The following is a 13,420-nucleotide window of genomic DNA, read 5'->3' on the forward strand; positions in this document are numbered from 1 at the left end:
GTGTGTAGTTCGCACTACACTTCATCCTTCAGACTTTTTTCCAACTTTCCGACCAAATCAGGCAAACATCCCGTCGATCATATCGCGGTAGCGTTCCATTACGACAGGTCGGCGGATTTTCAACGTCTGGGTCATCATGCCATTTTCAATGGAGAACGGCTCCAGAATTAGCTTAAAGAGACTTATCCGGTCATCTGGGCGATAACCAGGACGATTTTGCACCTCCCGGTTTAATTCTTTCTTGAATAATTCCTGAACAATCTTACTATTCAGGTCAATTTCTTGAGTGGATGCAGTCGGGATATTGCTAGCTGAGGAAGTTTGTTCTGGGAGACGCAAGTGCAGATTGTTGTCTGCTGCCCACTTTTGCAAAGCTTCCAGATTGGGGACAATTAAAGCACCAAGCGATCGCTCATCTTGACCCACCAGCACAATTTGGTCAATATAAGCACTCCGCAGACAGGCATCTTCAATCGGCTGGGGTTCGATGTTTTCGCCGTTGGTTAAAACTATCGTATCCTTCGCCCGACCTGTCAGCACTAAGTCATTCGCCTCTGTGAGCCAACCCAAATCGCCGCTATCAAACCAACCTTCAGCGTCAATTGCCTTGGCAGTCGCTTGGGGATTTTGATAATATCCCTGCATCACTTGCGGCCCTCGTGCTAAAACCAGACCGCGACTCCCAGCCGGAAGGGGTTTGCGGGTTTCGGGGTCAACAATTTTAATTTCCGTCCCTGGCAGAAATCGCCCAGATGAACCCCGCAAATTGCACCAAGACTGACGAGCCGTTAAGACGGGCGATGTTTCTGTAAGACCATAGCCCACCAGCACCTCAAGTCCAATAATTTCAAAGAAGTTTTCCAGGTGCATTGCCAGAGAGCCGCCGCCACTGATGACGTACTTTAATTTGCCGCCAGTGGCTTCTCGGATTTTTCCATACACTAATTTTTCGGCAAGCGCATGGATAGGAGCCAAGGTAAGCATTTGGCTTCCAGCTAATAGCCGTTCTTGCATGGAGGGAGGTTGGGGTTGTAAGCGCAAGTTGTGCCAAGTACGGCGAGCTTCAATGTAGCGCTGACTAATGCTTAGCAGATTTTTAACCAGTTTCTGCTTGTTTGCAGGCTGTTCGCGGAACTGCTTCTGGACGCCTTCGTAGATAGATTCCCACAGTCGGGGAACAGCGATTAAATAGTGGGGTTGGAATTCTTTAAAGTCTTTTTTGATGTGGCGAATGCTCGTGTAAATCTGGGTGCAACCGTGGGAGAGGAAAAAGTATTCGCCAGTGCGCCCGAAGCTGTGCCAAGTGGGGAGAATCGTCAGGACAGGTTCGCCTGGTTGCGGCTGAACGATGGTTCCCAAGTTGGTAATCTGGTGGAGCAGGTTGCCATGCGTCAGCATCACGCCTTTGGGCTTGCCTGTCGTACCAGAAGTATAAATCAGCGTCGCTAGCATTTCTCGGCTTTGCTTCACCGGCTGCAAGGATTGATTTGCCCCTGCTGCCATGACCCCAGAGAAGTTCAGCATTTTCAGGGTGGATTCTTCGGGGGATTCTTCTTCGGAGAGCAAGACGACTAGCTGAATCGGGAGGTCGTTGAGGCGTTCCCTGAGTTTTTTTAGCGTCTTCAGGTCTTCCACCACTAAAGTAGTGCTGCCGCTATCTGCAAGTATAAATAGTAACTCTTCCCGCTCTGCCTGAGAGCTACGCACGATATCAACTGCCCCAGCGGTCATCGCCCCTTGGTCGGCAATAAACCAGCGCGGGCTATTATCCGCAATCAGGGCGAGGCGAGATTCTGGCTGTACTCCTAATGCCTGCAACCCAGCGGCAAATTGTTGAATTTGCTGAGCTAGTTCGGTGTAATTTATGACTACTTCTGGTTGAGCGTGGGGGTCGTGGAGGGCAATGGTATTACCAAAGTGCGATCGCGCCAACTGCCAGATAGCCGGTAGAGATTCCACCGAACTGTAATCTACCATGCGGCTAAGGTTAGCACGGTCTCGCTCGCTGAGTTGGAAGGAACTAGAGGCTTTTGACATATTCTATTAATCGCTGCAATCGTTAATCAGCTCTTTTTCCAAAATACTCCTCTGTTGCTTCAATAACAGGTTTTAGGGACAGAATTGATTGTGTCTATGCTATCTGTGCAGAGCGATCGCATTTAATTATTCGTAATAATTGATACTTGACTATTGCTACTTGACAGTATATTCATTGAGAATGGGAATCCATGCGCCCAAGAAAAACTCAAAGAGGCACACCCATAAATTTTTTAAAACGCAATACCTCAGTATAATGAAGCGCTCGTACTTACTCTCTACTTAGATACGAGAAGCGATCGCATCTAATATACGGCTTAGCGAAAGAATGCGATCGCTCAATCTGTGAGGTGTTTCGCCGCATTCCTGTTTGGTAAAAAATGTTGAGTAGCGTAATCTCAATCAACAATTTCTCGTTGTGCTGATGATAATTGCGATCGCTATCAAAATACACCTCTATTACCTTTGTATCGTCAAAACCTGATAACGTAGCCTTTATGTAGCATAATGCCTTCTCTCTGTTAAAAATTGCTGCTCAAAACACTGTAATAATAACTTTCCAACCTATTGCTTAACACTAACTTTAAATCCAATGGCAACAATATTTTAAAACCTTTATAAAGCTATCAAGAGGTTCAGTGTAAGTACTTAATTCGGAAAAATATACTGACATTTCAGAATAAATATTTTAGGCTGTTATTACAAATTTCGCTTAATTTTTGACCTGGATTATTGTAAGATACGGCAGTGTAACTTATGGCACCTGTCAAAGACGCATTTGATGGATTGACCGATGGTTTAGATGGAAGTGACAGATCGGCAGAAAAGGCGGCTAAGGCTGGTATCCAGACTGCTGCTATTGTCGGAACGTCTGTTGCTTCTGCTGCTGCCGCAGGTGCAGGTTCCCTTGCAGGTTACGCTGGCATGGCTTCCGCAGTTTCATCAATGGGACTAGGTGGAGTCACAACTGCAATTGCTGGCGCTATGGGAACTAATGTGGCTGGAGCAGCAGCAACCGCGGTTGTTACTTCGGCTGTAGGTGGGCCAGTAGTGATGGGTGCAATCCTAGCTGGTGGAGCTGCGGCAACGGCTTATGGCGTATATCAGTCAGGAAACTGGATTGGTAAGCAGTTGAAGTTGTGGTAGGTGTTACCTGTAAGCACCGAAATTATTTTTTAAGTGCGCCTGAATGATTAACAAGGGTGGATATCGTCCACCCTTTTTGATTTCTCTTTAAGAGAGATTTCTGTATTTTGGTATCTGGTTGCCTCAGATGAGGTTGCGCTCAACATGTTTACCTCGTGGTTACAAATATAATGCTATTTGTAACGTAAGTACAACAGACGATTCTGACGAAACTCAAGAGTTAGGAAGCTTATGAATTTCGGCTCCTGGCTCCTCACTCCTATAGCTATTCCAAACTGAATACTTCAGATTTATCGTACAACTGTTGTATCTAAAAATCGCGTTGTTATTACCTTTTTAATTTTGCGCCGCCTGAAACGCTTCTATCTTTTCCTTCCCCCCAGGAATGTCAGCTCCGACGACATAAAAATCTTGTGGATAGATCCAGTGGGTGCCTAGAGGGCCGTGGATTTGAATTCCGGTCATGACGGCGTAGTTAAATACAGAGCAATCCAGAGTATTTAAGAGGGATTCGACATCGTCGGAAATAATTTTAGATGCCAACTTTGTAATCGCTATTAAATCCGGTTTGTCCCCATAGGTAAGGGATGAAAGAATTTTCTGCCGGATAATTGTTTGTTCAATATCCTGCATATCCATTTCTAGTTTCAGATGACCAGATGCCAATTCTTTGACGACTGTTTCTAATGCTCCACAAGCATGGGAAACTTTTTGAACGCCATCTCGATAAACCTTACCAATATCACCATGTCTAGAAATAGCGATATGGGGCATCGCATAGAAAGTAAAACGACGGATACCATCAACGATAGGGGTATGGTCAGTCGCAGCAGCTAACCCAGTTTTCCCCATCATGACAAACCCGGCTAAGCTGCAACAATTAAAAGTTTTCCCCCAGTATCGAATTACTTCAATGAATAGGGGTTCGGCGACTTCATCCCGACAAATTGCTATCATTCCCATCGTGTTTTCGTCACAAAAACCGTAGGCACTCAAGCTTTGAAAAGTCTTTCTCATGTACTTGCTCATGGGGACTGCCCCTGGAAAGTGAGTTTGCAGCGTTTCATGAAATGCTGGAAACACGTTAGGGTCATATCCATTAAGCGTTTGGGGGATAGTTTCGCCAAGCTGATTGACGTGATGGGTCATCTCTTAACTTCTCCTAAAGAGCTTGCAAAATCCGTCATTGCGTAGCTTAAACTTAACTTCACACCCGTCCTTGAGGATTCAGGCAATATTATTGGTTTTAACACTAGATGAGTGAAAAAGCTCCTGCCCTGCCGTTTAAAAGGTTGGCGAAGCCTCCTGACTCCCTTAGCTAAAGCGTTCACCACAAATTTTAGACGCTCAACGGTTGCATCGCCTTTTTAACCGATGCTTGACTATCAGACGAATGCTGCACCCGATTGAGCCAGCGTTCAGCTTGATAGTAGTTGCCTTTTTGTACCTGTTTGATAGCTTGATTGAAGTGCAACTGCACGCCCTAAACATTCTTAGGGAAGCGCTTTTCTTGCTTCATCTTGTCGAAGAACCCAACGGGCTTCAGGGAGGAACAGACTACCTTGTGTTATGGCGACACCAACATCCCTTTATACAGATTATTTACTATTGCACCATACGCCAAAAGTAGTATTTTTTACTTGCTAACCACTTCAGGAAACGAGAGGTAAGCCCTTACCTTGCGTACCTTTGCGCTAACCTTTGCGTACCTTTGCGTTAAAAAATTAACCTTTATTCTCTCGTTTCCACAGTCCCCGCACCAGTCGAATCTCATCAAAAGTATAGATTTCCCCTAGCGAATCTCGAATCTTTGAGAGTGAACTAGCACCCACCTCTTGAATCGCTTTTAAAATGGGTTCTTGACGTTCTAGGGGTACTAACGAGTTTAAATCGACAGGCTGGTTCATCGAAATTAGTTCTGCTAGATGATCTAAGATAGTGCCTATCCGCAAGTTACGTTTTAGAGCAATTTCTTCAATGCTCAAACCTTGCATATACAAATCCAGCGTCGCTAACTGGGTGTAGCTAGGGTGATTTTTTTGAGAAATTGGCGCAACAGAAGTTGATTTAAAAAGCCCTTGTTCTTTACAATAAGTTTGAATTTCAGTAACAAATCGCTCACCATATTGAGCTAATTTATAATCTCCAACACCGGAAATTTTGCCAAATTCCGGTAAGCTTTGAGGTTGCATCTGAGCCATCAGCTTTAGGGTAGAATCCGCAAAGACGACGTACGGAGGCACGGATTGCTCATCAGCGAGTTGTTTGCGAAGCTGGCGCAATTGTTCATACAGCATTTCTACTTCTGCTGCCATTTGCGGCGATTCATCAATTGCAGTAACAATCGGAACGGCAATCTGCACCTCACGCTGACGCCGTAAGATTTCCCAGCTTAAAGCGTTGAGCTTTAAGACAGAATAACCGTCAGTGGTTTGATCGACAAGTCCTTGATGCAAGAGCGATCGCCCTAACATCTTCCAATCTTCTACACTTTTATCAGTGCCGATGCCGTAGGTAGAAAGTTCCTGATGTCCATTCTGATAAATCTTCTGATTTTTTGAGCCGCGCAGCACATCGATAATGTAATTCATCCCGTATCTTTCTTTGCATCTAGCGACACAAGAAAGAAATTTCTGCGCTTCAATTGTCCAATCTTGCACGGGTTTAGGAAAACGGCAGTTGTCGCAGTTGCCGCAATTTCCTGCAAAACGTTCGCCAAAATAACCCAATTGAATTGTGCGGCGACAGTCTGTTCCTTCCGCATAATCAATTACCTGTCGCAATTGTTGACGGGCAATCCTTTGCTCTTGCGGGTCGGTTTTTTGGTCAATAATATACTCAATGGTCTTTAAATCGCCGTAGCCAAAAAAGACAGTACAACGCGCCGGTTCTCCATCTCTTCCTGCCCTTCCTGCTTCTTGATAATAACTTTCTAAATTGCGCGGCAAGTCGTAATGAATAACAAAGCGCACATCGGGTTTATTAATTCCCATGCCAAAGGCAATCGTTGCTACCATTACTCGCACGTCATCTCGAATAAAGCGGGTTTGATTGGAAGTCCGTTCTTCATCATCTAACCCCGCATGATAAGGTAGCGCTGAGATCCCATCTTTTTGTAATCGAAAGGCAATTTCATCCACGCGGCGACGACTGAGGCAATAAATAATCCCGGAACCTTCAGTTGTGCGAATTTGCTTTAAGAGTTGGGAGTAAGCTTGTTTCTCTTTTGGCTGAACTTCGTAGTAAAGATTCGGGCGGTTAAAGCTGGCAATGTGAATACTGGGTTGCCTGAGCGCCAGCTGTTGGATAATATCTTGACGGACGCGATCGGTAGCGGTGGCGGTAAGGGCTAAAAAGGGCACATTCGGATAGCGTTGGCGTAATTGTCGCAATTGCCGATATTCTGGGCGAAAATCATGTCCCCACTCAGAAACGCAGTGCGCTTCATCAATGGCAATCGAGTGAATTCCAATTTGGTGTTGCACCAAATCTAAAAAGGGCAAAAATTTTTCTCCCAAAAGTCTTTCTGGGGCAACGTAGAGTAGTTTGATGCGGCGATTGAGGATATCTTGTTCGCGCGATCGCACTTGTCCCCAACTGAGACTACTATTGAGAAACGTCGCGCCAATGCCGTTATCCCGTAACGCTTCCACTTGATCTTGCATCAAGGCAATCAACGGCGACACTACCACGGTTAAGCCGGATTTCAGTAGTGCAGGTAGCTGAAAGCACAAAGATTTTCCTCCGCCTGTAGGCATCACAACCAGCAAATCCTGGTTTTGTAGCGCTTCTTCAATAATCTGACGTTGCCCTAGGCGAAAGCTGTCGTAACCAAAGAAATGTTTGAGTGCCTGTTCGAGAGAATGAAACTGGGGCATCTTCCGAAGGATGAAGGATGTTAGCAAAGCGGCGCATCCGCGCAGGATCAAAAGGATGAATGAAGAAATTCCGAATTCTCCGCAAGGGAGTTTCAGAGTGCTGTGGGCATCCAAAACTGCTGCCCGAAATTGGTTGCGCTAACGAGAGCCTGCTTTACGAATCATAATGATACTTGGAAAGTCTATTAGTAAATTAACCCATGCCGAAAGCAATCTGGAATGGTACGGTTTTAGCCCAAAGCGATCGCACCGAAGTCGTGGAAGGCAACCACTACTTCCCCGCTGATGCTATCAACCAGCAATATTTCAAAGATAGCGACACTCACACCAGCTGTCCTTGGAAGGGCAAAGCCAGCTATTACTCCATCGAAGTCGATGGGCAAGTCAACAAAGATGCAGCTTGGTACTATCCCCAAGCCAAGGACGCCGCCAAGAACATTGAAGGGTACATTGCCTTCTGGAAAGGCGTCAAAGTCGAAGCATAAGCCAGTGGAGGCACGGCAATGCCGTGCCCCCAAGCCTGGAAGGAATTACCTATCACCTTGCACGATTCCAAACTACGTCTTCCAGAAGACGGATGTAGTGTCCCTTCCTTTGTTCAACCATCAATAGGAAACAGGTCAAAGTAGAGGAAGGGCAATGCAACTTGGTGACAAAGTAGCACTGATTACAGGTGCGGGTTCGGGCATCGGCAAAGCAGCAGCAGTGCTATTGGCGAAAGAAGGTGCAAAAATCGCAGCCCTAGGACGGACTGAAGACGAACTCAACGAAGTCGTTGCCCAAATCCAACAAGCCGGTGGAGAAGCCATCCCGGTACTCGCTGACATCTCCGAAACAGAGGAGATGCAACAAGCGGTGCAACAAATAATAAATCAATGGGGACGCCTCGACATTGTATTTGCGAATGCTGGAATTAATGGCGTCTGGGCACCGATAGAAGAGCTAGAGCCTGAAGAGTGGGACAAAACGATTAAAGTCAATCTAAAAGGCACGTTCCTTACCGTTAAATATGCCGTGCCTCATCTCAAGAAACAAGGTGGATCTGTCATTATCACCTCCTCCGTCAATGGCACGCGGATGTTCAGCAACAGCGGCGCAACCGCCTATTCTTGCACCAAAGCGGCTCAAGTTGCATTCACCAAAATGGTGGCGCTAGAACTAGCCAAACACCGCATCCGCGTCAATGTGATTTGTCCGGGTGCCATAGAAACCAATATTGACCAAAGCACCGAACGACGGAGCTTGGAACAAGCTCGTGAACCCGTGGAGTATCCGGCAGGAAAAATCCCGCTAACGGATGGTAAACCTGGCTCCTCTGAGCAAGTTGCCGAGCTGGTGCTATTTTTAGCCTCAGACGCCTCTAGCCTCATTAGTGGGACGGAAATGTGGATTGATGGTGCCGAATCCTTACTTGCTGGCTAAAACACCCAACCCCTTTTGAGAAGGTGGGCAAGAACAAATTTCTTAAAATGCTGATAATGGCGGGAGTTTCTGCTATGATAGTAAACGCCATGAGCGGATGTGGCGGAATTGGCAGACGCGCTAGATTTAGGTTCTAGTTTCGCAAGAAGTGAAGGTTCAAGTCCTTTCATCCGCATGAGTGACGATCGATAACTCCGTAACTAACCGAGGCTTTTAGCCTCGGTTTTGTTTTGAGTGGGTTGGGTAGGACGGAGTCCGAGGCGAAGCCATCGCGATTTCTCCACCCAACACCCAAAGCGCGATCTCAACCCGAAAAATATTATTGAGTCTTCAGCTTTAAATCTTGGCGCTGCTGCCAACGCTTCTTCAACTGAGATTTTTTCAACTCTCGCAGCCGCAGCCGCAACTGATTCACATTGGGATTCTGTTTACCATAGCGCCAACTGACATAAGCTTGGGTAATCTCGTCAATTGCCTTAGCAGATTCCGGTGGCTGGTGTTGATACGCCAAATAAGCGTACTCCAAGGGCGTCTGGGCTGGATGTTTGGCATATCCCTGAGTGCGTAGATTTGCCAACATTTCCTGATAAAGACTTTCCATCGGAGGCAGCTTCGCTAACCAGCGACGGTACAGCCATACACGCACCCCATTCCAAGCTAGCCAGCCCAAGAAACCCAGGCAAATCGCTAAGATGAGACCGGCGAACAAGCCCACCCACCCCCTGGATAATAGCGCCCACAGCCAGATGATTCCCCCAATTAGCCAGGTAGCGATCGCACCGAACACGTTATTCAGCCAACTGGTTACTGGCGAAGGCAACCAACCAGCAACCCACTTCCAGAATTGGCGCAGCACGCTAAAAGTTTGGTCTTCTTCAATTGAAGGGGGAATGAGTGGATGCGTGGGGATCGGATCGAAAGCAAACCAACCGTTACTCGGAAAATACACCTCCGTCATCATATAAGCATCAGTGTTGCGGACGATGTATAAGCCAGTAAAGGGGTTGAACTCGCCAGGAGAAAAGCCCCCCACCAGTCGCGCTGGGATACCAATCGAACGCAACATGATCGTGAGGACGCTGGAAAAGTGGTCTGGATAGCCGCCTTTGTATTTGAAAAGAAATGCTTCTACTAAGTCTTCGTTTTCATCCAAAAATGGCAAACTATTGGGATCGGGTGGAATTGTGTAGTTTTGTTTGAGATATTGAGCCAAGTAGAGGGCTTTTTCGTAAGGCGAGGTGATGGGTTTTCTGGACTTCGCTAAAATTTCTTCCGTTAGCTGCCGCACTTTGTCAGCAATTTGCGGGGGAACTTGCAGATAGTAATTTCGGATGGGTTTGGAATAGTCCGTGGACGCCTGCCCCAAGCGAGTGCGATCGCGGTAAGGGACTTCTGAAACCACCGTGTAGGTGAGTCCCTCCTGCAACAGTGCAGGCGATCGCACGCTGCCTTCTGTATCCAGTGCCACTCTTTGCGTGGGATAGTAGAGTTCCTTAGGAAACGCCAGGGCTGGCAGCAGATTCGCCATATCAGACACCACCGTGTAGGTCTGAATCACTTCCCTAGTTTTCCCAGTAATAAACTGCCTAGGGATAAAAAATCGGTATGACCAAGGTGGACGCTCTACCGTCTGCGTTTGATTGTCGCGGGAAATCTCCCAACCTTGACCCGTGTAGCGGTCAAACCCCAACACCCGCCAAAATCCCTCTGACTGGGAGCGTACCCGCATCAAAACCTTGGGCTTCATCTCTCCCCGCAGGTTCTGGTTAATCTTGCTGTTAAAGCCGTAGTAAAAGGTATCATCGACATTGCCAGGGCCAGTGTCTTGGTTTGACCCGCTACCAGAACCTCCCTTGCCTTGTTTACCAGGGTTGACAATGCCACGGTTATTGCTGGGAAAATCCTTTTGTGCGAGATTACTAGGGGCACTGACAGGAAAGGTTTGTAGCTGATAGCTAGGAAACCGAGGCATCAGGGCAAAGATGGTCAGCCCCAGTCCCACAATCCCTAAAAAATTTATAGTGAAAAATTTCCAATTAAAAATGGGGGAATTCCCCTTTTTTAATTTTTCATTTTTCATTTTTAAGTGTTCCAAACCGAGCCGCGAACGGTAATCTAGCACCAACACCGGCAGCCCGATGCCTAAGAACAACAGCAATATGGGTGCAAAAGCGAACGTCTGACTCACTGTCCCAGCAACACCCAACAAAATCAGCCCGATCACCATCGAATAGCCCAAGTCCTTGCGACGAGGTAGATCGAAGCTGTGCAGCACTTGCAGATGAATTAACAACTCTGCCAGCACCAGCCGGGTATCGTTCAATTGACCGAACAGATTTCTCAAGAAAACTGCCAGTGCCACCAACATTCCAATCGCCAGTAAGAACTTCACTGGCACATTGCGATCGCGTCGTCGATACCAACTCCACGTCGCCCCGGCAATGCTGAGCGGCACAGCCCACAAGCTAATCTGCGTCTCAGCTGCCACATCCGTCGCAATGATTCCTACCACCACGAGCGCCTGCACCAGCACCCGCAACAGAATGGATTCTTCCGTTTCGGGCATCGGCATCGCTGCTAGCCGCTGCCTAAACTGATTAAAAACTGGTAGACGCCGCATACTGGTGATTGGTCAATCGCTAATTGCTCATTGCTAATTGTTCTATCACAGTTAGCCATTCGCCATTAGCAATTTAATCGCCAACAGCGATCGCAAAAATCAGCGGTTGCCGATCCAGTTCCTGAAACTGAATTTCCAGAGGATAAGTCTGGTTGGCTTCCAAATCAAAGGATTCTACACTCAAATAGCCCGGATAAGTGCGCTGTGCCGTTGCCGAGCCTTGCGGGGTTCGTAAGGTTAACCTACCGCCGCGAGGCAAGCGCGTCTCAATCCGGCATCTGGGAACCCGCCCCTCTAACTGATATTCCGCCCTGAGAGTCATCAGTCCAACTGTCGTCTGCCACTGCCGCTCTATCGGCTGCCGATCCGGCGATACAGGCAGCGTCAGTGCGTTGATGATTTCTCTAGCCGCCAATAAGGACAGCGCCATTTGTTGGCTGTCTGTCGCCTCTTCATAACGATTTGTAAACAGTTGCTGCTCTTGAGGAGAACGGGTCGGATAGAGCAGCACCAATCCTGCTAACTGGTTCAGTGCCTGGGGTTGCCCTGGAAATAAGGCACTGGCGGCACGCACCATTTTTGCTCCCTGTTGCAGCGGCGACTGCATCGCCTCCTGGCAAGAGTTTAGCAGTTGTGTTAAAACCGTTTCGGGTAGGGTGACTGGCAGACTGAAGTTAGAGAGCTGCGGTGCCCATAGGGGAACCCAGCTGTTTACTTCGCTGTCTGAATAGTCAGGTTCATAATTACGAATTTCCGTCTCCCAGGGAAACAGGGGCGGATTCCGTTCAATTTCTGTTTGTAGTTTGCGCTTCAAAAGTGCATGGAAACGATTTTGCACAGTCGGTATTTCTCCTCCCAAGTTGAGTGGTTGACAGCCTTGGGTCGCTTCACCGAAGTGGTCGGTCACTACGCTCAAGTCTTCTGAATCCAGTGGGTCTAACGCATCCAATTCCAGCTCTGCCGCGACCAAGTCGTCTGTAGGAGCAGGCGGCTCTGGGGGTGGTGGCGCTGCTAGAGGATCGCCATCCTCTAACAGACTTGCCAGAAAGCGGTTTTCTATCGCTTCGGAATTGTTGTCTAGGTCACTATTCATCTTGAGATGCACTTGCTCCGGATACTGAACGATTGCGAATTTCCCAGGCAATCTCTAGCAGCTTGAACCACCGCTTCTCAACCTGGGAGACCGTACAACCCATAGTTTGAGCGATCGCTGTGTTTGGGAATCCCTGTTGCTTTAATCGTAGTAATTCCGCCTGCTCTTGGCTCAGCATTCCTTGAAATGTTTGCCACTGTTGCGGCGTCAAACCCAAATTCCGTTCTAAATCCGCTTCCAACCACTGATGCACCAGTTCCCAGCGCTGGGAAAGAGCAAATCGAATCAAATGATATTTGAAGCGTTGCTGCAAATAATCCCTTTGGCGCGGCGTCAAACCTAAAATTGCTTCAATTTCCCCGGCGGATAAATCTTTCAGGCGCAAAGTAAAATAATCGGCGCATTCAGTTTGCTGGCGCTCTTTCAGATAAGCCAGCAACTCCTTAATCACCGTCTGGCGCAAGCTTTTTTCTAGGGGTTCGGATTCGTGAGCGACCATCGCCTCCCGCACCTGCTGCACCGTCGCTTCATTCCAAACCGAGTCGGAATCAGTGGCAGATCCCTCTGCCGCCTGCTCCATATCTACGGAAGTTTCCGGGGGTTGCTGTTGCGAAAAAGTTTGCGCCCGCAGGATGATTAATTGCTGAGTGCGATGACCAGGCAAAGGAATACGCCGCTTGCCGTAGCGCTCGGCAAAAGCCATATACTCTGCCAGTTCTAACAAAGTATGAGGACGATACGCCGGACCCATTCCGCTTTCTCGTCGAAATGCATTTAAGGACTCAGCATAAAATCCCTGTAAGAAATCTTCTATCAAAGTCAGCCGCGCCTGGTAGCTCGTAGGCACCTGCGACGGTGTAATGTAGCGATAGATAATCGCACTCAGGGTGCTGTGTAATTCCACCCGTCCCCGGTGTGCCCCCATTTGGTAATAATGAAGACATTGCTTCAGGCGGAGACGAGCCAGTGTTATTGCCCAGGTTTCGATGTCTCCTGAGTCCTGGATTCGCTTACTCTCAGTGCAAATCCGACCGACTTCGCTAGCTATCCGCGCCGCAACCTCACGACAGTTCTGCTCCGAAGCCTTGGATGACTGTCGGAGTTCGTTAAATAGTAGTTGAAAGATTGCGTCCACCACTCCCTGGTAGATTTCCCCACAATGGCTAATTATTGTCAAGACCCTAGCATACCCAACTACGACACGTTAACGGCAGAAGACCCCAT

At 47.8% G+C, this 13,420-nt stretch carries 10 protein-coding genes and 1 tRNA gene; 4 read left to right on the plus strand and 7 right to left on the minus strand.

What is annotated here, in order from left to right:
- Positions 1-57: 57 nt before the first annotated feature.
- Complete coding sequence (locus NDI33_RS07175) at positions 58-2,037, minus strand: long-chain fatty acid--CoA ligase (protein ID WP_190677178.1); 1,980 nt, start codon at positions 2,035-2,037, stop codon at positions 58-60.
- A 756-nt stretch (positions 2,038-2,793) separates the two neighbouring features.
- Between NDI33_RS07175 and NDI33_RS07180 the strand changes: the two genes are divergently transcribed.
- The gene (locus tag NDI33_RS07180; protein ID WP_190677182.1) at positions 2,794-3,183 is read left to right on the plus strand and encodes a hypothetical protein; all 390 of its coding nucleotides are present in this window, start codon (positions 2,794-2,796) and stop codon (positions 3,181-3,183) included.
- 336 nt (positions 3,184-3,519) lie between these two features.
- On the opposite strand, the gene NDI33_RS07185 is transcribed toward NDI33_RS07180, so the two are convergent.
- From NDI33_RS07185 to recQ, 3 genes are all read right to left on the minus strand, one after another.
- Entirely contained in the window at positions 3,520-4,332 is an 813-nt protein-coding gene (locus NDI33_RS07185) for a hypothetical protein (RefSeq protein ID WP_190677184.1), read from the minus strand.
- 190 nt (positions 4,333-4,522) lie between these two features.
- Positions 4,523-4,663: a hypothetical protein gene (locus NDI33_RS07190; RefSeq protein WP_190536071.1), complete on the minus strand. Its 141-nt coding sequence runs from the start codon at positions 4,661-4,663 to the stop codon at positions 4,523-4,525.
- Positions 4,664-4,907: 244 nt separating this feature from the next.
- Complete coding sequence (recQ, locus tag NDI33_RS07195; protein ID WP_190677186.1) at positions 4,908-7,061, minus strand: DNA helicase RecQ; 2,154 nt, start codon at positions 7,059-7,061, stop codon at positions 4,908-4,910.
- Between the two features lie 200 nt (positions 7,062-7,261).
- On the opposite strand from recQ, the gene NDI33_RS07200 reads away from it, so the two are divergent.
- From NDI33_RS07200 to NDI33_RS07210, 3 genes are all read left to right on the plus strand, one after another.
- Positions 7,262-7,546 (plus strand): DUF427 domain-containing protein, encoded by a 285-nt coding sequence (locus NDI33_RS07200; protein ID WP_190410277.1) that lies wholly within the window; start codon positions 7,262-7,264, stop codon positions 7,544-7,546.
- 154 nt (positions 7,547-7,700) lie between these two features.
- A complete protein-coding gene (locus tag NDI33_RS07205; protein WP_190677188.1) occupies positions 7,701-8,483 on the plus strand; it encodes an SDR family NAD(P)-dependent oxidoreductase in 783 nt (260 codons plus the stop codon).
- A 93-nt stretch (positions 8,484-8,576) separates the two neighbouring features.
- A tRNA-Leu gene (locus tag NDI33_RS07210) sits at positions 8,577-8,658 on the plus strand.
- A gap of 144 nt (positions 8,659-8,802) precedes the next feature.
- On the opposite strand, the gene NDI33_RS07215 is transcribed toward NDI33_RS07210, so the two are convergent.
- The 3 genes from NDI33_RS07215 to hetZ form a co-directional block, all read right to left on the minus strand.
- Positions 8,803-11,103, minus strand: a complete 2,301-nt coding sequence (locus NDI33_RS07215) for a DUF3488 and DUF4129 domain-containing transglutaminase family protein (protein ID WP_199302527.1) — start codon at positions 11,101-11,103, stop codon at positions 8,803-8,805.
- A 73-nt stretch (positions 11,104-11,176) separates the two neighbouring features.
- Complete coding sequence (locus tag NDI33_RS07220) at positions 11,177-12,196, minus strand: hypothetical protein (RefSeq protein ID WP_190677190.1); 1,020 nt, start codon at positions 12,194-12,196, stop codon at positions 11,177-11,179.
- Complete coding sequence (hetZ, locus tag NDI33_RS07225; protein WP_190677192.1) at positions 12,189-13,331, minus strand: heterocyst differentiation protein HetZ; 1,143 nt, start codon at positions 13,329-13,331, stop codon at positions 12,189-12,191. Before hetZ ends, NDI33_RS07220 begins: the two co-directional genes overlap by 8 nt.
- Between the last annotated feature and the right edge of the window lie 89 nt (positions 13,332-13,420).

The organism is Trichocoleus sp. DQ-A1 (assembly GCF_039961955.1).
Classification (GTDB): Bacteria; Cyanobacteriota; Cyanobacteriia; order Cyanobacteriales; family FACHB-T130; genus FACHB-T130.

Coding starts and splice junctions, on each gene's coding strand:
- NDI33_RS07175 (WP_190677178.1), bottom strand. CDS start 2,037: ATGTCAAAAGCCTCTAGTTCCTTCCAACTCAGCGAGCGAGACCGTGCT.
- NDI33_RS07180 (WP_190677182.1), top strand. CDS start 2,794: ATGGCACCTGTCAAAGACGCATTTGATGGATTGACCGATGGTTTAGAT.
- NDI33_RS07185 (WP_190677184.1), bottom strand. CDS start 4,332: ATGACCCATCACGTCAATCAGCTTGGCGAAACTATCCCCCAAACGCTT.
- recQ (WP_190677186.1), bottom strand. CDS start 7,061: ATGCCCCAGTTTCATTCTCTCGAACAGGCACTCAAACATTTCTTTGGT.
- NDI33_RS07200 (WP_190410277.1), top strand. CDS start 7,262: ATGCCGAAAGCAATCTGGAATGGTACGGTTTTAGCCCAAAGCGATCGC.
- NDI33_RS07205 (WP_190677188.1), top strand. CDS start 7,701: ATGCAACTTGGTGACAAAGTAGCACTGATTACAGGTGCGGGTTCGGGC.
- NDI33_RS07215 (WP_199302527.1), bottom strand. CDS start 11,103: ATGCGGCGTCTACCAGTTTTTAATCAGTTTAGGCAGCGGCTAGCAGCG.
- NDI33_RS07220 (WP_190677190.1), bottom strand. CDS start 12,196: ATGAATAGTGACCTAGACAACAATTCCGAAGCGATAGAAAACCGCTTT.